The 20,108-nt window shown below is 38.1% G+C and carries 22 protein-coding genes; 17 read left to right on the top strand and 5 right to left on the bottom strand.

The window, feature by feature from the left end:
- Positions 1 to 11 precede the first annotated feature (11 nt).
- From LJY09_RS09915 to LJY09_RS09960, 10 genes are all read left to right on the top strand, one after another.
- On the top strand, positions 12 to 278 hold the full coding sequence (locus LJY09_RS09915; protein ID WP_028413591.1) for a glutaredoxin family protein: 267 nt from the start codon (positions 12 to 14) through the stop codon (positions 276 to 278).
- A 69-nt stretch (positions 279 to 347) separates the two neighbouring features.
- Positions 348 to 1,169, top strand: a complete 822-nt coding sequence (locus tag LJY09_RS09920) for an amino acid ABC transporter substrate-binding protein (RefSeq protein ID WP_033578803.1) — start codon at positions 348 to 350, stop codon at positions 1,167 to 1,169.
- Between the two features lie 74 nt (positions 1,170 to 1,243).
- Positions 1,244 to 1,942 carry an amino acid ABC transporter permease gene (locus tag LJY09_RS09925; protein ID WP_155010188.1) on the top strand — a complete coding sequence of 233 codons (699 nt, stop codon included), beginning with the start codon at positions 1,244 to 1,246 and terminating at the stop codon, positions 1,940 to 1,942.
- A 27-nt stretch (positions 1,943 to 1,969) separates the two neighbouring features.
- Positions 1,970 to 2,680: an amino acid ABC transporter permease gene (locus tag LJY09_RS09930; protein WP_155010187.1), complete on the top strand. Its 711-nt coding sequence runs from the start codon at positions 1,970 to 1,972 to the stop codon at positions 2,678 to 2,680.
- Positions 2,677 to 3,450: an amino acid ABC transporter ATP-binding protein gene (locus tag LJY09_RS09935; protein WP_034265635.1), complete on the top strand. Its 774-nt coding sequence runs from the start codon at positions 2,677 to 2,679 to the stop codon at positions 3,448 to 3,450. Before LJY09_RS09930 ends, LJY09_RS09935 begins: the two co-directional genes overlap by 4 nt.
- A gap of 165 nt (positions 3,451 to 3,615) precedes the next feature.
- Positions 3,616 to 4,338 (top strand): riboflavin kinase, encoded by a 723-nt coding sequence (locus LJY09_RS09940; RefSeq protein ID WP_047751101.1) that lies wholly within the window; start codon positions 3,616 to 3,618, stop codon positions 4,336 to 4,338.
- Between the two features lies 1 nt (position 4,339).
- A complete protein-coding gene (locus LJY09_RS09945) occupies positions 4,340 to 5,662 on the top strand; it encodes an LLM class flavin-dependent oxidoreductase (RefSeq protein WP_033578807.1) in 1,323 nt (440 codons plus the stop codon).
- Positions 5,663 to 5,831: 169 nt separating this feature from the next.
- Complete coding sequence (locus tag LJY09_RS09950) at positions 5,832 to 6,335, top strand: hypothetical protein (protein ID WP_228123049.1); 504 nt, start codon at positions 5,832 to 5,834, stop codon at positions 6,333 to 6,335.
- A 96-nt stretch (positions 6,336 to 6,431) separates the two neighbouring features.
- A complete protein-coding gene (locus LJY09_RS09955; RefSeq protein WP_028413583.1) occupies positions 6,432 to 7,433 on the top strand; it encodes an N-acetylmuramoyl-L-alanine amidase family protein in 1,002 nt (333 codons plus the stop codon).
- Positions 7,434 to 7,530: 97 nt separating this feature from the next.
- The gene (locus LJY09_RS09960) at positions 7,531 to 7,710 is read left to right on the top strand and encodes a DUF8096 family protein (RefSeq protein ID WP_025752091.1); all 180 of its coding nucleotides are present in this window, start codon (positions 7,531 to 7,533) and stop codon (positions 7,708 to 7,710) included.
- Between the two features lie 56 nt (positions 7,711 to 7,766).
- Here the strand turns inward: LJY09_RS09960 and LJY09_RS09965 are convergent, their stop codons facing one another.
- The gene (locus LJY09_RS09965; protein WP_028413582.1) at positions 7,767 to 8,147 is read right to left on the bottom strand and encodes a plasmid mobilization protein; all 381 of its coding nucleotides are present in this window, start codon (positions 8,145 to 8,147) and stop codon (positions 7,767 to 7,769) included.
- 471 nt (positions 8,148 to 8,618) lie between these two features.
- Here LJY09_RS09965 and LJY09_RS09970 point away from each other — a divergent pair, with 471 nt between their 5' ends.
- From LJY09_RS09970 to LJY09_RS09980, 3 genes are all read left to right on the top strand, one after another.
- Positions 8,619 to 10,478 carry an N-acetylmuramoyl-L-alanine amidase gene (locus LJY09_RS09970; protein ID WP_098112541.1) on the top strand — a complete coding sequence of 620 codons (1,860 nt, stop codon included), beginning with the start codon at positions 8,619 to 8,621 and terminating at the stop codon, positions 10,476 to 10,478.
- Between the two features lie 155 nt (positions 10,479 to 10,633).
- Entirely contained in the window at positions 10,634 to 11,338 is a 705-nt protein-coding gene (locus LJY09_RS09975) for a GNAT family N-acetyltransferase (RefSeq protein WP_228307695.1), read from the top strand.
- A complete protein-coding gene (locus tag LJY09_RS09980) occupies positions 11,304 to 11,546 on the top strand; it encodes a hypothetical protein (RefSeq protein WP_228307696.1) in 243 nt (80 codons plus the stop codon). Before LJY09_RS09975 ends, LJY09_RS09980 begins: the two co-directional genes overlap by 35 nt.
- A 20-nt stretch (positions 11,547 to 11,566) precedes the next feature.
- On the opposite strand, the gene LJY09_RS09985 is transcribed toward LJY09_RS09980, so the two are convergent.
- Positions 11,567 to 12,112 (bottom strand): DUF4825 domain-containing protein, encoded by a 546-nt coding sequence (locus LJY09_RS09985; protein WP_028413579.1) that lies wholly within the window; start codon positions 12,110 to 12,112, stop codon positions 11,567 to 11,569.
- 83 nt (positions 12,113 to 12,195) lie between these two features.
- A complete protein-coding gene (locus tag LJY09_RS09990) occupies positions 12,196 to 12,927 on the bottom strand; it encodes a ZIP family metal transporter (RefSeq protein WP_028413578.1) in 732 nt (243 codons plus the stop codon).
- A 285-nt stretch (positions 12,928 to 13,212) separates the two neighbouring features.
- Between LJY09_RS09990 and LJY09_RS09995 the strand changes: the two genes are divergently transcribed.
- Positions 13,213 to 14,424, top strand: coding sequence for a cytochrome P450 (locus tag LJY09_RS09995; RefSeq protein WP_028413577.1), 1,212 nt, complete (start codon positions 13,213 to 13,215; stop codon positions 14,422 to 14,424).
- 29 nt (positions 14,425 to 14,453) lie between these two features.
- Here the strand turns inward: LJY09_RS09995 and LJY09_RS10000 are convergent, their stop codons facing one another.
- Positions 14,454 to 15,032, bottom strand: a complete 579-nt coding sequence (locus LJY09_RS10000) for an LOG family protein (protein ID WP_028413576.1) — start codon at positions 15,030 to 15,032, stop codon at positions 14,454 to 14,456.
- Positions 15,033 to 15,340: 308 nt separating this feature from the next.
- On the opposite strand from LJY09_RS10000, the gene LJY09_RS10005 reads away from it, so the two are divergent.
- The 3 genes from LJY09_RS10005 (at position 15,341) to LJY09_RS10015 (ending at position 18,672) form a co-directional block, all read left to right on the top strand.
- Positions 15,341 to 16,672 carry an NAD-dependent malic enzyme gene (locus tag LJY09_RS10005; protein WP_034265658.1) on the top strand — a complete coding sequence of 444 codons (1,332 nt, stop codon included), beginning with the start codon at positions 15,341 to 15,343 and terminating at the stop codon, positions 16,670 to 16,672.
- Positions 16,673 to 16,814: 142 nt separating this feature from the next.
- A complete protein-coding gene (locus LJY09_RS10010) occupies positions 16,815 to 17,297 on the top strand; it encodes a PH domain-containing protein (RefSeq protein WP_013056785.1) in 483 nt (160 codons plus the stop codon).
- On the top strand, positions 17,290 to 18,672 hold the full coding sequence (locus LJY09_RS10015) for a PH domain-containing protein (RefSeq protein WP_223546552.1): 1,383 nt from the start codon (positions 17,290 to 17,292) through the stop codon (positions 18,670 to 18,672). Before LJY09_RS10010 ends, LJY09_RS10015 begins: the two co-directional genes overlap by 8 nt.
- Positions 18,673 to 18,703: 31 nt before the next feature.
- On the opposite strand, the gene LJY09_RS10020 is transcribed toward LJY09_RS10015, so the two are convergent.
- Entirely contained in the window at positions 18,704 to 20,062 is a 1,359-nt protein-coding gene (locus LJY09_RS10020; RefSeq protein WP_051418572.1) for a D-serine ammonia-lyase, read from the bottom strand.
- Positions 20,063 to 20,108 lie beyond the last annotated feature (46 nt).

A 20,108-nucleotide genomic window follows, 5' to 3' on the forward strand; every position in this document is an offset into this window, starting at 1 on the left:
GAGGAGAAACCATGTCAGTGAAAATTTTATTATGGAATCGAAAAGGTTGTCATCATTGTGAAGAACTAAAAGCATATTTTCATGAAAAAGGCCATCAATATGAAAGTATCGATGTAGAAGGAAAAGATTATTTGCGAGATCTACTTGAAATTAAATACGGTATTCGTCATGTACCGGTCGTTGAAATTGGAGATAAGGGGCAGTTTAAAGGAGTTATTGAAAAAGATTATGAACAAATAGAAAAGTTGATTGAAGACTATTCACCAATCGTTAAATAGCTGCAACATCCATTTTATTAACTCGTTAAAACAATAAATTATTTTGAGACATAGTGAGGGACCAAACACATGAAAAAACTACAGCTGACAGCTATCTTTTTATCACTTCTTTTATTATTAGCCGCTTGCGGAACACCCAATAAAGAAACAGCAGCTAACGCAAGCAAAGACAAAGTGCAAAAAATTATTGTGGGAACGGGTACGCAATTTCCCAACATTTGCTTTCTTGACAATAAAGGAAATCTAACGGGTTATGACGTAGAGCTTGTTAAAGAAATAGACAAACGTCTTCCAAACTATAAGTTTGAATTCAAAACGATGGATTTTTCTAATTTACTTTTGAGCTTGGAATCCAACAAAATTGATTTAGTCGCCCATCAGATGGAAGTGAATGAAGAAAGAAAACAAAAGTTCCTGTTTAATAAAGAACCTTATAATATCTTTCCGCTACATGTAGTTGTAAATGAAAAAAATACGTCAATTAAATCAATTAAAGATTTGAGCGGTAAAAAGGTAATTGTAGGAGCAACGAGTAACTCTGCTAACTTAATCGATAAGTATAACAAAGAACATGGAAATAAAATTGATATCGTTTATTCAGGTCAAGGATCTGATGATACAAAAACGCAGCTAAAAACAGGACGTGCGGACGCTACAATTAGTACGCCGTTTGCAGTTGACTTTGTCAATAAGCAAGCGGACGCAGAGCAAAAAGTTGTGGGACCTGCTATTTCAAATTCAAAAGTATATTTTATGCTTCGAAAAAATGAAACAGGTTTACAAAAAGATGTTGATAAAGCGCTAAAAGAAATAAAAGAAGACGGAACATTGACAAAATTAAGCAAAAAATGGCTAGGAGAAGATTATACAAAAGCAGCTGGAAATAACTAAATCACTTACTGTGACCCAAGCCTTGAACTTGGGTCCTTTCGCTACCTGTAGAGGGAAACAAAGGAGAGAAAAAGATGGGAAAAGCATTTGATATAGAGCTGATTTTCACCTCTATTCCTCAATTATTATCTTATTTGCATATTACAATTTGGATTTTGGTTGCTTCACTTTTGATTGGCAGTACCTTGGGATTGTTTATTGCCCTGCCTCGTATTTATAAAGTACCGGTGTTAAGTCAATTAGCAGCAGTTTATATTTCTTTTATGAGGGGGACGCCTATTTTAATTCAATTATTTTTAGTTTTTTACGGGGTACCTGCCCTCTTACAATTGATTCATATTGACGTTTCTAGAATGGCTCCGCTCGTATTTGTGATTATCACATATTCACTGAGCACGGCGGCGTCTTTTTCTGAAATGATGCGCGGTGCCATTAATAGTGTAGATAAAGGGCAAACTGAAGCAGCGTATAGTGTAGGAATGACCGGAAAACAAACGTTCACTCGAATTTTGCTGCCGCAAGCTCTCGTTGTAGCATTTCCTAACTTTGGAAACCTTGTGATTGGTTCCTTAAAAGATACGTCTTTAGCCTTTACCATTGGTGTCATGGATATGATGGGAAGAGGAGATACCATTATCGCAGCAACGGCTCATGCAGTTGAAGTATATATTGCACTTGCCATTATTTATTATTTGGTAGCCATTATATTAGAGAAATTTTTTATGAAATCCGAACAGAAGCTGCAAAAACACGATCAGCCTGTTCATGTATAAAACGAGCTTACTAAAAGAGGTGTAAACATGATTATTGACGTACCGTTTATATGGACAGCATTTGTAGAAATTTTGAAGGCATTACCTTTAACACTCCTTATTACCATCGGTCCATTACTAGGCGGATTGCTTATTGGTATTGCTGTTGCGGCTGTGAGAATTAATTCAGTAAAAATAATAACGCCTATTGCCAACGTATACGTATCATTTTTTCGAGGAACGCCTGCCATTCTTCATATTATGGTTATTTACCTAGGGTTCCCGCTATTGATTAATAAACTATCAAGCTACTATGGATGGGGCTTCAATGCAAACAGCATTCCTATTGTCGTATTTGTATTAATCGCTTTGTCTTTTACAGCGGGGGCTTATATGTCAGAGATCATTCGCTCTGGTTTGTTAGCGGTAGAAAAAGGACAAATTGAGGCTGCGTATTCCATTGGAATGAATCGTTTTCAATCGATGAAACGAATTGTTTTCCCTCAGGCGTTTGCTTTATCTTTACCAAATTTATGCAATATCTTCATCGGCTTTTTGCATACGTCTTCTATCGCATTCATCGTCTCACAAAAAGAGTTAAACGGTGCAGCTAATATCGTAGCTTCAAATAATCTTAAGTTTTTAGAAGCCTATATTGCTGCTGCCCTTATTTATTGGATGCTGACGATGTTAATAGAAGGAATAACAGCGCTGCTTGAACGAAAATTAACGGTTTATAATCGAGGAGGGATTGTATGATTACATTAACAAATATTAAAAAAACATTTGGTCAACATACAGTATTGGACGGTATTGATTTAATTGTTAAAAAAGGGGACGTTGTGACCATTTTAGGGCCGAGTGGCTCTGGAAAGACTACGTTTTTACGCTGCATTAATTTCTTAGAAAAAGCAGATGAAGGAGAAGTTTCAATCGATCAATTTACGGTTCAGTGCCAAAAGCCAAACCGCAAAGATATTTTAACTCTTCGACAAAAAACAACGATGGTTTTTCAGCAATACAATTTGTTTAAACACAAAACCGTTATTGAAAATATTATGGAGGGGCTAGTTATTGTTCAAAAGCTGCCAAAGGAAGAAGCAAAACAACGAAGTTTAGACGTCCTTGAAAAAGTTGGGCTTGCTGAAAAAGCAAATGCGTACCCAAGTCAGTTATCAGGAGGTCAACAGCAGCGAGTGGGTATCGCTAGAGCGCTTGCTTTAAATCCTGAAGTCATTTTATTTGATGAGCCAACGTCTGCTTTGGACCCTGAACTGGTGGGTGAAGTACTGTCTGTTATTCGTAAAATTGCTGAAGAAGGAATTACGATGATTATTGTTACGCACGAAATGAGTTTTGCCCGTGAAGTCTCTAATCACGTGGTGTTTATGGACGGAGGAAAGATTGTCGAACAAGGTCATCCTGAAGAAATATTTTTAAATCCAAAAGAAGATCGAACAAAGCAATTTTTCAAGCGTATTAACCCAACGCATTCGCCTTACTCTTATGTTTATGAAAAAACAATCTAATATTTTAATTTAAAACCCACTTGACTCATAGGAATAATAAGTATATGATAAAATCATCAAATTAAACAAACCGACTAGATCACTAGAGGTTCTTTGCACAATGTCACGCATTGTGCAAAGAACCTTTTATTTTTTACTAGACTTAAGGGAAGAAGGGTGAACGTAGTGAATCGAGGAGCATTAAAAGCTAAAACAAGCAAAAAACTTATTATAAAAGGCCAGGTTGTACCTGGAAGGCAGCAAGGAAGACATTTGGGTTTTCCGACAGCTAATATAGATACTCAGCATGAGGAATTAAAAAATGGCGTGTATGGTGTCCTCGTTCATCTGCGGGGACTTGAACATATAGGAGTTATGAATGTAGGCGTTAAGCCGACATTTGGATCGGAACTATCTAAAACATTTGAGGTTCATATTTTGGATTTTAACGACGTTATTTATGGAGAGACAGTTCAATGCGACGTTATCTTTCGGGTGCGAGGTGAGAAAAAGTTCCCTTCCATTGAGTTTTTAAAACATCAAATTAAAGCCGATACACTACAAGTTAAGCAAAGATTTCAACATATGGGCTATGTATCTAGTGAACATACAGCTTCCAAGCTAGGGCAAGCGAGATATTTAAATCTGCCTGATCTACAGTTTTTTAATTGGTGCCACAGCCAATTCAGAGTCAATAAAGGGATTTACAATACAATTGATCAATGGTTTTATGACGAAGGAATTGAAAATATTCACCCTAGAAGAGTTCACGTTATCGCTTTTTTGCAATTTGCACAGGAAGGAAATGAAAGAAAGACAGAAAAAGAAGGAGTCCTTCGCTTTGGAGCAGGCGGTTTGACCAATCAACTACGAGAATTTATGAATGGATATGAAAAAGGAGAATGGTAATATGACAATAAAAAGACAATTAAAGCTAGGGGCTATTATTCATGGAGTGGGAGGAAACATGGGGGCATGGAGACACCCTGAAATTTTGTCAGATGCCAGCGTTAATTTCGGTTTTTACAAGCAGCAGGCTCAAAAAGCGGAAGAAGGAAAATTTGATTTAGTGTTCATTGCCGATGGGTTATATATTAATGAAAAATCGCTTCCGCATTTTTTGAATCGTTTTGAACCTCTCACTATTCTATCAGCACTTGCTTCTGTCACTTCTCATATTGGTTTAGTTGGCACTCTATCGACTTCGTATAGCGAGCCGTTTACGGTGGCTAGACAATTTGCTTCACTTGATCATATTAGCAGCGGCCGAGCAGGGTGGAATGTTGTAACATCTCCATTGGAAGGATCTGCGCTTAACTATGGAAAAGAGCACCCCACTCATGATAAACGTTATAGAATAGCTGAAGAGTTTCTAGAGGTAACGAAGGGATTATGGGATTCTTGGGAAGATGATGCATTTATTCGAAATAAAGAAACCGGACAATTTTTTGAAGAGAAAAAGCTGCATCGCTTGCACCACAAAGGGGAATTTTTTTCTGTAGAAGGTCCGTTAAACATTGGCCGCTCAGCTCAGGGGCAGCCCGTAGTGTTTCAAGCAGGCTCCTCTGAAAGCGGAAAAGATTTAGCAGCGAAAACGGCTGACGCAGTGTTTACGGGACAAGATAATTTAGAAGAAGCGAAAGCTTTTTACCAAGATGTAAAATCAAGAGCCGTAGCGCAAGGACGCAATGAAAACGAACTTTTAATTTTCCCGGGAATAGGTCCTATCATTGGCAGTACAACCGAAGAAGCCGAAAGAAAATATGAAGAACTTGCTCAATTGGTAACAATTGAACATGCGCTCAACTATTTAGGACGTTTTTTCGATCATTTTGATTTTTCACAGTTTCCATTAGATGAGGCGTTTCCTGATTTAGGGGATATCGGAAGTAATAGTTTCCGCAGTACAACTGATAAAATCAAAGAAAACGCTAAAAAACATAAGTGGACACTGCGAGAAGTGGCGCTGCGAATTGCTACACCTAAAACACAATTTATTGGGACGCCAGAGCATATCGCTAATTTGATGCAACAGTGGTTTGAAGAAAAAGGAGCTGACGGCTTTATTATTCATTCAAGCGTTCCGCATGGCTTAGATGACTTTGTTGAACACGTCGTACCGATACTGCAAGAAAGAGGCCTGTATCGTACAGAATACGAAGGGAGTACGTTAAGAAGTAACTTGCAATTGAATGTTCCTAAAAATCGTTACACACAGGTGAAAGTTAACTGAAGTGGATTAAAAGAGACTCGAAGGAGTCTCTTTTTTTAATATTTTTAATATTAAAAATATGGTAAAATTATTTTTGTAGGTTATTCGTTTCAGTTCATAAGGCCTAAAGGGTTTTGAATACCCGGAAAGGAGTCAAATGGAAAAAAGACATAAAAGTAAGAAGAAGCGTATGATCATTTCGATATCTTTATCCGTTCTTTTAGTCGGAGGAGGAGCGACAGGATGGATATTGTACCAAAACGGAAAAATTCCTTTTTTATCACAGCAAAGTATAAAGGCAAGTGCCATTAAGGTGAATCAACAAAAAGTTGATAAGCTGGAAAGCAGCGATCAGCAGGCAAAAGATTTTATAGCTGAACATCATGACGTACTAAATGATTTGACGGGGTGGAGTGCCATTGAACACCCAGACTGGCCTGCTGTACAAGAAGAAGCAGCAGCCATTAAAAATACGATTGGCACCATTGAAGTAAAAGATTCTGTTTTAAAGAAAGACTTTCAGCATATGGAAAAGCTCGCTGGACAGCTAGAGCAGACGAAAGATCAAGCACTGTTAAAAGAACTTCATCGTTATTTTCATGACTTAGATGTTGTGATCAATGAAGACGATGGATCAAATACATATTTTGATGTTACCAGCTATGGTAAATCAGTTGTAAAGACTTCTAAATGAGCCATAGCAAAAAGCTTTATACATAAAAGTAGTTTTGTATAACAAACGTCTTCGCTTATTTATGCATATGCTAGGAATAAGGAGGAGACAGGTTATATGAAAAAAATTTATTTAGATGCAGGTCACGGAGGGGCAGATCTAGGAGCTGTAGCCAGCGGGTTATATGAAAAAGACGTAGTGTTAGCTGTTCAACAGTACATCATCTCTTTTCTTTCTACTCACTATCAAGGATTTTCTCTTTGCACAACGCGTACAACCGATGTGTTTTTGTCATTAAATGAACGGGTCAACAAAGCCAATGTGTGGGGGGCTGATATATACTTATCTATTCATATAAATTCAGGTGGCGAAACGGGATATGAAGATTTTATTTATAGCAAAAATATAAATAACCAAACCATTGTGTTACGAAACGATATTCACGATCATGTGAAATTTGTTCTCGCTAAATACAATCACTCTAACCGAGGCAGGAAATTAGCTAATTATAGTGTGTTAAGGCGTTCATATATGCCGTCTGTATTAACTGAAATTGGGTTTATTGATACAGAACACGATGCAAAGCTCTTAAAAAATCCTCAATTTCTAAAAGATATGGGGGTGGCATATGCAAAAGGGATTGCGCAGTTTTTAAACTTAGAGCCTAAATCTACAAATTCTGTGGGAGATCCTGACGAGGAAGGGTTTCTAAAGCCTACTTTTTTATATAAACCTTTATGGATAAAAACAACCGAGGATAAGGAGACGTATAAGTATATCAATATGTCAGAGAGAACAGGTTATTTAAAAAAGAATACCCTCTTTCAAGTTTATAGTGAAACGCATGCAGCCTGGATAATTGATGGAGAACATTTTATTGAAAAAAAAGATACAATCATTGAAGGAGAAACTATCACAACTGCGGAATTAACAAAAGAGAATATGGAAACATTAAAAGTGTTTGTGACGAAAGAAAAGTTAGAAACAGCGGTAACCTTTTCTGAAGAAGGAGCTGCGGTAGCCATCTTTACACTTCACGATAAAAAAATATTGAATGTAAAAGCATTTTTAGATAGAGAAAAATGGTGGTACAAAGCTGAACGGATAAAAACATCGTGAAGAAACCTGCTTGTTTTTTTGAAGCTTTCACCCTAGTAATTTTACTTATTTTTGATAGAATATAAAGAGCTGAATCGTAAAGATGTATAAAGGTGTGATGGAAATGGAAGAGCAACAAGAAGCGATTGATTTAACAAAAGTATATGTATATGAGGAGTTTCCGGATAAAGTTGCAGGCAGATGCGATAACTGTGGACATGTGAAATTTAAAAGCTTAGTAAAAGACTTTATTTTTATCCGTACATGCGCAAAGTGCGGCATGAAAAAAAGTATTTAAATCCCTACTTCTTTATAAAAAACGCTCTTTTCTAAAATGAAAAGAGCGTTTTTTCTCTATTTAACGTATAAATGATCGCTAAGCTGCTCTGAAATAGTTTCTACATCTTCTTGCACATGTTTTTGTTTTTTCATCATTTCTAACAGGATTTGTTCAAGGTTCTGTGAATGATTTTGCTTATCTTTTGGTTTATGTAAATACTTTGCGATTTGATGCATATTATTGCTTAGCCGGCTTAGCTCAGACTCAATTTTTCGCAGGTTAACTAATAGTTCCACACCTGCTTCTTTGCCGATTAAAGGCGGCTTAACTTTTCCATCCATAATAAATTTTCGAATGAGAGACGTTCGTTTTAAATTATAGTGTTCAATAAGTTCCTCTAATTTTTCTTTTTCTTCTTCATTCAACTTAATTGCTGGAATGCTGTGTCCTCTCATAAGGTATCTCCTTTCAAGAGCAGTTCTTGCTGCGTTCAATCATATGTAAACATTCTCTTGTCTTTAATAATAGCAACCTTTTCCATGGTTAACTATGGTGAAAAGTTACTAAAATGTCGAACGTACAGTCTGTTAAAAAACTGGTAAATTAAGAAATTTGGTTTAGTAATAGTTGAATTATAGAAGTAATGTCATTATCTACAATATTGCTGCTTTATTAAAAAGGCAGCCAAAGGGATGAATATACCGCCTTTGTACTCACCATTTTTGAAAGCGCAGCTTTAAAGAAGAGGGATGGTTTTTATCATTTTTTCCTCCTACCACATCTTTCCTCCTAGTAACTCTGTCGAATCTTCTAGACTATTGTCTCAAGGGAATAGAAAGAAAGAAGACGAAATGGTTGAGAACGAGGTAAAGTCATATTATGTCTTTATTTACCTCATTTACATACTTTACGGGGGAGGAATACGTTTGAAACTAAAAAAACGATTTAAACTAAACAAGATAGGGGCAGCCATGCTTGCGGCTGGGGTGATATGTACAGGTTATACGCCTATTCATATGCTACAAGCGCCTCTAGTCGCTCAGGCTGCAGAGAATCAGTCGGACTCTTTGGAGCTAGCATTTGCACAAGCATCTAAAGAATTTGGTGTGCCAGCTTCGCTTTTAAAAGCAATTTCCTACAACAAGTCGCGCTGGGAAAGTCATAATGGAAAACCCAGCGCAGCCGGGGGATACGGCCTGATGCATTTAACAGACATCCCTTCTTTAGAAGATGGAAAAGGAAATGGAGCTGCGCCTTCAAAGCCAGCATATGACAAACAGCAAACGCTCTCCTTAGCTGCTAAGCTGCTTAAATCAGATAAAGAAAGATTAAAAAATGACCCTGTGCAAAATATTCGTGGTGGCGCTGCTGTACTAGCTTTTATTGCAAAGGACAAAAATGGAAACGTACCGTCTACTGATCAGAAATGGTACGACGCAGTCGCCGCTTACAGTTCTTCTCAAGATAAAGAAAACGCTCAAGTATTTGCCGATGATGTATATGAAACGCTGGAAAAAGGGGCAGAGCGTACAACATCAGATGGACAGCATCTTAAAATTTCTCCTCAACATATAGGTATGTCGATTCCTCGTGCTGAAAATTCCAATACGAATAAAGCGGATTGTCCGGCATCTTTAAAATGTGAATATATTCCTGCTTTTTACGGGAAATTCAGCGAAAGTCCTTCAGATTACGGAAACTATGATATTGCAAATCGTCAAAAATCAGATGTTCGCTATATTGTTATTCACGATACAGAAGTAAGTTATGACGGAACCATTGATTTGTTTGCTAACCCTAATAGAGCAGCTGCAAACTATGTCATACGTTCAAGTGATGGCCACATTGCACAGATGATCCATAACAAAGATGTAGCATGGCATGCAGGAAACTGGTATTTTAATACGCACAGTATTGGAATCGAACATGAAGGGTTCGCCCTTGAAGGATCCACGTGGTTTACAGAAGAAATGTACCGTTCTTCAGCAAGACTCGTACGCCACCTTGCCAAAGAATATCATATTCCATTAGACCGAGCTCATATTATCGGTCATGACGAGGTACCGGGTTTGTCTCCTAAGGCTCAATCAGGTATGCATTCGGATCCCGGGCCGTTTTGGGATTGGGGGCACTATATGGATTTAGTAGGAAGCCCAGTCGAGCGCCAGCATACAAGCAAACTAGCCGTTACAATTAATCCCGTCTTTGAAAACAATCAGCCAGAGGTATCAGATGCACCAAAGCAGCCGGCCAACTTTGTGTATTTGCATCAAGCTCCGAGCAATGATTCACCGCTACTGAATGAGCCTGCAGCTTCAGGGCCAGGAACGAAACAAACGTTAGACTGGGGAAGCAAAGCTGTAACGGGCCAAACGTACGCAGTGGCTGAGACAAAAGGAGAATGGACAGCGATTTGGTACGGAGGACAAAAAGCCTGGTTTTACAATCCGCATAATAAAAATACGAGTAAAGGTACGGGCATATTATTAACGCCAAAAGCAGGAAAAGAAGGCATTCAAGTGTACGGAGGAGCTTTCCCGGAAGCTTCAGCCTATCCTTCTGATATCCCGGTTAAAGACATGGTCCCACTTCAGTATACAATCTCTCCGGATCAGGTGTACGTAGGGGTAGAAAAAGTAAGGAGTGACTATTACTATGCACCCACTTTTACAACAAATCCAAACGATCACAAAATGATTGTGGGAAAAGATGAATATTATCAAATTTATTTTAATCACCGCTATGCGTTTGTGAAAGCTTCGGATGTAGAGATTAAAAAACAATAGAATAGAGTGTTAAAAGAAAGGAAGAGACAGGGTGTATAAAGGGTTTGTTTCTTCCTTTCCTTTTTAAAACCACAAAAATTCAGAATGTTATTGATGATTTTTCCTTATAATGGTTTTTTAGCTTATTATCTTTTTAAAAAAGGAAGGAATGTCCTGTGATTATAATTAAGCCTTTAAGTCAGTGTTCTTTTTCTGATGCGCTAGAAGCATTTAATAAGGGTTTTGAAGATTATTACATTCCGGTTGAGATGTCACTAGATCAATTCATTTGTAGGTTTGGTGTGGATCGTTTATCTGTCGAGCATTCTTTTGTAGCTTTTTATAATGACACACCAGCTGGAATTATGTTAAATGGAATAAAAAGAGTCAAAGGAAAGAAACATGCTTGGAATGGAGGTACAAGTGTAGCATTCCTTTACCGAAAAATGGGAATTGGTGAAGCCTTACTAAAAGCTACACTTGAGAAATATCAGCAGCAAGGAGTAGTGGAAGCCAGTCTGGAAGCATTTACAGTCAATAAAAAAGCCATTCACCTTTATGAGAAATATGGATATGAAATTGTAGATACGCTTTTCTTTCTAAAGCATAGAGGTAGTTTTCCCGCTTCTTTACTTAAAAAGAAGAATCAGCTTGCGTATTCGTTAAAGCGAAGGCTTGCAAAAGATATTCAGAACCTACCCTTTTATACATACGACGTTCCGTGGAAAAATCAATTTGACTGTATTTGTGATGGAGAATCGTTTATTGCGTTGAATGAAAGAAACGAAGAAGTTGGCTATCTATTATTTCAAAAGAATTTTTCTTCCATAGGCATCGTGAGGCATCGTGAATTCCGTTACTTTTTATCAAGGAAGCGTTAAGGAACATATCTCAAATTCAGAGGACGTTCTGGCCTTTTTATTAGCAACCATTTTTAATATGTATGGACCAATTGCTTACAATACACATAATGTACCTGAAAAAGGAAATAGCTTACTCGTGAAAATGTTAAAATCATTTGGTTTTCAAGATTTATATACAGATGAAGGAATCAAACTTGAGCAGGTGTTTATGAAAAAACAACTTTAAAAAGCGGCAATGGGCCGCTTTTACTGCATTTCCGTAATTGGATGTGCATCATAAAATTCCTCGATTTTTTCTTGCTGCCCTTCGTATTTTGCTTTCCATGCTTGAGTCCCGTCCTTATAATTGCGCAGATCTGTTCCGTAGAAGTCGGTTAACTCTTTTCGAGTAATCGTGATTGTCTGAGGAACAGTCGTGTTAATAGTAAAGTGAACGCTGTCAACATTTTGTACGGCAGAAAGTAAAATGGTTGCGTTATGTAAAAGTGTACGTTTAGTTTTAACAGACGTCCAGCTTTTTTCAAACGCATGCTGATTATCTGTTGCAGCGTAGTTAATTGCTAAGTAGTAAGGTTTTTGCGCATTTTGAAAAGTTATACCTTTTAAATAAACGTGTCCTGGAAGTTTATTTGTTATTTCTTCTATTGAAGTATCACGTTTTAAAGAAGAAGTATGATGAATAGAAGAAGCAGAGACTCTTTCAGCAGACAGATTATTATGAGGTGCATAGGCACACCCTGATAGGCAAGTGAGCACTATACAAAGTGTAAGAGAAGCATCTATTTTTTTCATAATGGTAACTCCTTTTGTTTATATCTACTTGTAAAGACGAAAGACCTACACTTTTTGTTTCATACAAAATATAAATTTATTCATTAAAAAGACAGATAATCCAAAATAATAGAAGTTAATAACCCTAATGAAGCAATAAAACCAATAACAGGACCACCTTCTTCAAAAGCTTCCGGCAACATCGTAGAAGCAACCATGGCCACAATTCCACCACCGGCAAATGAGGCAATAAAGCCCATCATGTTTGGGGTAGCGTCTTGAAGAAATAGATATCCAATCCAAGAGCAAAGAGCTGATATAAAGAAGACCGAAAGCCATAATGAAAAAATTTTCTTTCGCTTATATTGGCTTTTTAGTAGTCCGCTTGTCCCGGAGATTCCTTCCGGTATATTGCTGATAAAAATAGAAACAACAAGCAGCCAGCTAACGTGGTGCTGTTCAATCAAACTTGCGCCAATCATTAGTGATTCAGGTATAGCATCCATAATGGTACCAATAAAAATGGCTAGTCCTGAGCTAGCTGGGACAAGGTGGTTTGAACGTTTTCTTTTGTGAGCACCTTTTTTAGCTAAAGACATATCAAGAAGAGTAAAAAGTGCTGCGCCTGTTAAGAAGCCTAAAGAAGAAGCAATAATTCCCGCTTCTTTTACCGAATCTTGAATGAGCTCGTAAGCAGCAGCTCCTAACAAAACGCCCGTGCCAAAAGCCATAATATAAGCAGTCAACTGTTTTTTTAAAGGTACAAAAATAGCTATAATAGCTCCAATTAATACAGCTGAGCCTGAGACACCACCCCACATAAGGGCATCTATCACATGAGATCCCTACTTTCTTGCGTACTTATTTGTAGTGTAACCATCTATGTGATTATTATGAAACAAGATAAAAGAACTAAAAAAATGGAAAAGAATCACTGATTTAGACCTTAAATAAAATAAGTCTTCTGTATAATTGACAAAATTTTCTGATTATGTCCGTTGAAAGTGAAAAAACCTTGTGATAGTCTGATCAAAAGATATAAAGATGGAAAAAAATTCTTTCATCTGTAGAAGGTCAAAAAACTTAATGAGGTCACTTTTAAACGAAAGAAGGAAGACGAGATGAATCCAAAAGCAGTGAAAAGAGAAAATCGTTATGCTAACTTAATTCCTATGCAAGAAATTAAATCCGTTGAACAGCAGCTTTACCCATTTGATATTTATAACAGTCTGCGTCAAGAAGCACCTATTCGTTACGATGAAAGCCGAAACTGCTGGGATGTATTTGATTATGAAACAGTAAAGTATATTTTAAAAAACCCGTCGCTTTTTTCATCCAAACGAGCAATGGAAGAACGCCAAGAAAGTATCTTAATGATGGATCCTCCAAAACACACAAAATTACGAAACTTAGTGAATAAAGCTTTTACACCAAGAGCTATTCAGCACTTGGAGGGTCATATTGAAGAGATTGCAGATTATTTATTAGATGAAGTAAGCAGCAAAAAAAAGTTTGATATAGTAGAAGATTTTGCTGGACCACTGCCGATTATTGTAATAGCTGAGCTGCTAGGAGTACCTATACAAGATCGAGCACTGTTTAAAAAGTACTCCGATGACTTAGTGAGCGGTGCTGAAAATAATTCAGACGAAGCTTTTGCGAAAATGATGCAAAAGCGTAATGAAGGGGTGCTTTTTTTACAAGGGTATTTTAAAGAAATTATCGCTGAGCGTCAGAGAAAGAAACAAGAAGATCTGATTTCGCTGCTTTTAGAAGCAGAAATTGACGGCGAACATTTAACAGAAGAGGAAGTACTAGGGTTTTGTATTCTATTGCTAGTAGCAGGCAATGAAACAACAACAAACTTAATTACGAACGGAGTCCGGTATATGACAGAAGACGTAGACATACAGAATGAAGTTCGTCAAGACATATCCCTAGTTCCGAATCTCGTGGAAGAAACGCTCCGCTATTATCCTCCTATTCAAGCGATTGGACGCATAGCCGCTGAAGATGTAGAACTTGGAGAGTGTAAAATTAAAAAAGGGCAGCAGGTAATTAGCTGGGCAGCAAGTGCAAATAGAGATTCAGCTAAGTTTGAACGGTCTAACACTTTTGTCGTGCGTCGTAAAACGAATCCTCACGTAAGCTTTGGTTTTGGCATCCATTTTTGCTTAGGAGCACCGTTAGCAAGAATGGAAGGGAAAATTGCCTTTGCTAAATTACTAGAAAAAGGGGAATTTTCCAAAGTTCAGAATCAGTCTTTAAAGCCAATAGATAGCCCTTTTGTTTTTGGGGTAAAAAAATATGAAATTACTTTTGACAACGCCTGAAAAGCGAGCGCAAATGATGCGCTTGCTTTTTAGCGTTCAGTCTTCCATTTTTGGTCCTCTGAAGGAGACGTATAGGTGTCCATTGAAGAGATAAGCTGTTCGGGAGTATCAGAAATATTGATGAGACGAATAGCAGAATCCGTAGAAAATCCTTCATCTACTGCATGCTGAACCATTTGCATAAGGGGGTTGTAGTAGCCGTTTACATTTAATAACCCCACTGGTTTTTTATGTATGCCAATTTGAGCCCAGCAAAGAGCTTCAAACAGCTCTTCAAATGTCCCGAAACCTCCAGGAAGGGCAATATAAGCATCTGCTAACTCGTGCATAGTTGCTTTTCGCTCGTGCATGCTCTCTACTTCGATGAGTTCTGTCAGCGCGGTATGAACAATTTCACCGCTAAACAAACCGCGGGGCATAATACCAATGACTTCGCCCCCATGTTCAAGCATTTCATTTGCGACTTCTCCCATCAGGCCCATTCGTGAGCCTCCGTAAATCAGCCGGTAGTTTTCTTGGGCCATGTAGCGTCCTAGCGAGACGGCGGCCTCTTTATATTCTGTTTTTATTCCTGCGCTTGATCCTGCAAACACACAAATTGATTTCAATTTCTTCACTCCTTTGTTTCTTCTCTATATAAGTCTTTTCTGTTTATGAACAACAAAATCCTTCTTAATAATTTATGAATTTTCACAATGTCATCGCTTGATTATTCTAAAAACTTTGCTTATAATCAAAGCGAAACATCTGTTTGAAAGCGTTATCTATTTCTTTTCTTTTGATGAAAAAGAGAGTACGCATAGATCTACTTGTAAGATAAGTAGATAATATGAACTTATGGGAGATTGGACCGTTTTAAACGCTTCATTAGTAAGTATACGTACTTGCAGGATTAGGACAAGGGGGATATGGGGATATGATGAATAATTTAATACGCACATTAATGGTACAAACACCGACTGTACCAGGAAACTTAGGAAGAGTAGCAACAGCCATTGGAAATGTTGGAGGAGACATTGGCGAGGTTGAAACCGTTAAAGTAGGACATAACTACACGATGAGAAGTATTACGGTTCAAGTAGAAAGTGAAGACCAGCTTGAGGAATTGCTTGAAGCGGTTCGCAGTTTAGAAGGCATTACTTTACATACAGTATCAGATGAAGTTCTTCATGCGCATGAAGGCGGTAAAATTCAAATGAAAAGCAAAATGAAAATTGAGTCGATCGCTGACTTAAGAAGAGTATATACACCAGGTGTAGCAAACGTTTGCCGTGCTATTCAAGAACAGCCCGACAAAGCTAAAATTTATACGAGCATTGGAAACACGGTTGCGATTGTAACGGATGGTACCGCTATACTAGGACTAGGGAATATTGGTCCAGTTGCAGGAATGCCTGTTATGGAAGGAAAAGCTGCGTTATTTGATCAGCTTGCCAGTGTAAACGCTATCCCTATTTTGTTGAATGTAAATGAGCCGGAAGAAATCATTCAAACGGTTAAAAATATTTCACCAGGATTTGGCGGTATTTTACTAGAAGATATAGGGTCGCCTCACTGCTTTGAAATTGAAGAACGTTTAAAAGAAGAGCTAGATATTCCAGTTATGCATGATGATCAACACGGAACAGCAGTTGTGACGCTAGCAGCAGCTATCTCAGCTTGTCGCAGCACAGGTGTGAATTTGAAAGAAGCAAAAGTAGGGCAGATTGGTTTAGGAGCTGCTGGTATCGCTACTTGCAGAATGTTCATGGCTTACGGTGTCAAACAGGTGATAGGAGCTGATAAGTCTCCTGAAGCGAATGAGCGCTTGGTCAGCTACGGTGGAAAAGTAGCGGATTCATTAGAAGAGCTTATGGAGAACTGTGATATTGTTATTGCGACAACAGGTGTACCTGGCTTAATACAGAAAGAATGGATTCGAAAAGGGCAAATCATTTTAGCACTTTCTAATCCAAAACCAGAAATTGAACCTGAAGATGCTCTTGAAGCAGGAGCTATTTATGCTACTGACGGAAGGTCAGTGAATAATGTGCTTGGATTCCCAGGTATTTTCAGAGGAGTATTAAATGCGGGAGTGCGTGATATTACGCATACGATGCTTGTAGCTGCAGCTGAAGCCATTGCAAATTCAACGCGTCCAGGCGATTTAGTTCCTCACCCTCTTAATCTAGCTGTACACGAAGCAGTATCTGAAGCAGTTGAAAGAGCGGCTGTTGCACACGGAGAGAAAGACGGCGTTTATCGATAACAAACAAGGCTGCCTCGAAATAGGCAGCCTTGTTTGTTTTTTATCAAAAAATAATAAGAAAATAGTAAACGATGAAACTTTTTTCCTTTTTTAACGTAATATAGTAATAGAAATAGTAAAAAAGGTAGAGAAAGGAGTTTTTATGGAGTTTGAACATTTAAAGGGCAAATTGCCCCTCGAGGCTAAAAAAGCGATGCGCTGGCAATCCATTTTTACGCATAGCCTGTGGCTTCTGGCAACAGCGGGTTATTTTCTACTCGTTCATTTTTTTGATTGGTGGTCAATTATTGGATGGATATCAGCTGGACTATTAGTCGTGAGCTTTATCATATATACAATTATAGCTCCAAATGTATATATGAATGTATATTCATATGAAGTAACAGATACTCAAATTGATGTGCAAAGAGGGCTCTTCATCTGGTATCATACGAAAATTCCCCTTGTGAAAGTACAGCACGTTGAAACGTTGACAGGGCCGATTTTTCGAAAATTTGACTTGGCATCTGTTAAAATCATCACAGCAGCTGGAAGCGTCGAAATTCCTGCACTCGTACAAAGAGATGCTGAAGCACTGCGAGAGTATATTGCTAGACTAGCAGAGGTAGATGATGAAGATGAGTAAGCGGCTGCATCCGCTATATATTGCAATAGCATTTATTGAACATATAAAAAATAATATCCTGCCTTTTGTGTTTGTATTTATCGTCAATCGGCACCTGTTGTTTACATATTGGTGGGCAACGCTATTAGCGGGAGGCGTAGTCGCTTTATTTGCTTTTTTTACCTGGAGGGAATTTCGTTATGAAGTAACGGAAACGGAAGTGCGTCTGTATAAAGGGATTTTTAAAAAAGAAAAACGATTTATTCAACGAAATCGCATTCAATCGATTCAGTTAGATCAGCCGTTTGTCTTTAGAATTCTTCGCTTAGCCCGGCTTCGTATTGACACGGCCAGCAGCGGTACGGATGCTGAAATTGATTTATCTGGTATTTCACTAAAAGAAGCGCACCATCTTAAAGATACGTTAAAGCTGTCAGGGAGTCAGCCGGAAATAACAGAAAAAAGTCCTGAACGTATGATGAAAGTGTCGGTGAAACAGCTGGCGTTAGCTGCTGCGTTTTCCGGGAATTTTGGCTATATATTTGCTGCTCTTGGTTTTCTCTATCAGTATATTGATACGTATATCAACCGCTGGGTGAAGACAGCTTACGAAGAAGTGATTCATCAATCGATGCTTGGTTTATTTGTATTAGTCGCTGCAATTGTGGTGCTTGCTTATTTGTTGTCTATCGTTTTATATGTGATACGATTTGGCGGTTTTACAGTGGAACGCTACGATCATTATCTACATATTAAATACGGACTATTAAATAAGAAATCCCTTACGATTCCTTTTCATAAAATACAGGCTGTTACGATAGAGGAAGGGTTGGTTCGACGCTTATTTGGATGGTCTTCCGTTTCGTTAAATGTCGTAACCTCTGATTTAAAAGAAAAGGTCTATTTACACCCGTTTATCCAGCAAAAAGAGATTTCATCGTTAATGAACGTATATGTCCCGCACTACGAATATATAAAGTGTCCAAGAAATACAGCTATTCAATATGCATGGTACCCATTACTATTACCGCTCTTGTTATTTGTAGCGGCAGGGATTGGCATCAGCTTTTGGAAATCAATGTTCGTGTGGGTTATTGCTGTGCTATGCCTTGCATATGTACTTATTCACTGGTTGGGCTATCGCCAAGGCGGCTTAATGATGAACGAGGTATTTGTCGCTATTCGCTCACAGTTTTTAACACGAAAAACAACGATTATTAGAAGGAAGAAAGTGGAGCAAATTGAGGTGTTTGCAGGCACCTTTTTATGGAAAAAAGGATACAGGAAAATAAAAATTTCAACTATGGGTACAAGCGGCAGCTATAAATCGGGATATTTTCCATTTGAAATTTGGCATCCTATCTTTCTGCAAGCTACTTCTTCTAAAAAGGCATGAAGAACATCATTGTTCTTCATGCCTTTTGACGTTATCTATTCATTAAATTTTTTCCTTGCTCGTAATAGCTATTCATCACGTCAGCGGGCACCATACTGCCTCCAGTTGACCATACAAGGTGAGTAGCTTTTGACATATCGTTTTCTAGTGCTTGCGCTTGTATATAGGAAGACCCGCTTTCCATCAGGTGAAGAGGCCCTTGTAAACCAGCCGCTGCTGAAGGTTCTATATACATATTTTCACGATTGGCTAGCTCATAAATAAATCGGAAAAGCTGATCATCTTCTACAGTATAAATTCCGCTAATAAGCGATTTTATCGTTTCGCCTACAAAGCTAGATGGCCTTCCTACAGCTAGTCCATCGGCAGCTGTTATGTTATCAAGTCCAATATCGGTAACGGAAATGCCATCATGCAGCTCGGTCATTAATCCGAGCAGCATGCAAGGAGAGTGAGTAGGTTCAGCAAAAAAGCAGTGAACATGATCACCGTATATTGCTTTTAATCCAAACGTAATACCGCCAGGACCTCCCCCTACTCCGCAAGGTAAATAGACAAATAAAGGATGTTCAGCGTCTACTTGAATTTGCAGCTCGGCTAGCTGCTTTTCCAAGCGTAAGGCAGCGACGGAATAACCAAGAAATAAATCTCTAGACTGCTCATCGTCAATAAAATGACAGGCGGGGTCTGCTTCGGCTTGCTTTCGTCCTTCTTCCACGGCTTTTCCGTAGTCAGACTGATATTCAATAACGGTTACGCCTTTCGAACGAAGCAAATCTTTTTTCCATTTCTTCGCATCGGCTGACATATGGACGGTGACGTTAAAGCCGAGAGCGGCGCTTATAATACCAATGCTTAAACCTAAATTACCGGTAGATCCTACTGCAATAGAATAAGAAGAAAATAACTTTTTACATCGTTCTTCAGCTAGAAGAGCATAGCTGTCTTCTTCGGTAAGCAGCCCTTCTTTGATAGCAAGACTTTCAGCAAATTTTAATACTTCATAAATGCCGCCTCTTGCTTTAATAGAACCTGATATAGGAAGATCGTGATCGCATTTCATCAATAATTTTCCTTGCAGCTCGTTATTCATTTGTTGATTTAAATAGTCTTTCATGTATGCAATTTCTTGAAGAGGTGATTCAATGATTCCTTTTGATGCTTTTAGCTCCGGAAAAGCGATTTGAAGAAAAGAAGAAAAGCGAGAAAGTCGCTCTTTTGCATCTTTTATATCTTTGGTATGTAAAGAAAGAGACGAAAGTGCTTCTTGAGCAGGTTTTAAATAAGGATTTATCCAAAGTATTTCCTGTTTATTGATTAAAGGTGTTAATAAAGGATATTCACGCATCCATGTAGCAAGGGGTTTTTGGTGAAATAAATGTATCGTCATAAAGGCTCCTTTCTCAATATGTTATTTCCTTTATATGTATAGTATC

Origin of the sequence: Priestia sp. J2 (assembly GCF_020790095.1) — a bacterium.
Lineage (GTDB): Bacteria > Bacillota > Bacilli > Bacillales > Bacillaceae_H > Priestia > Priestia zanthoxyli.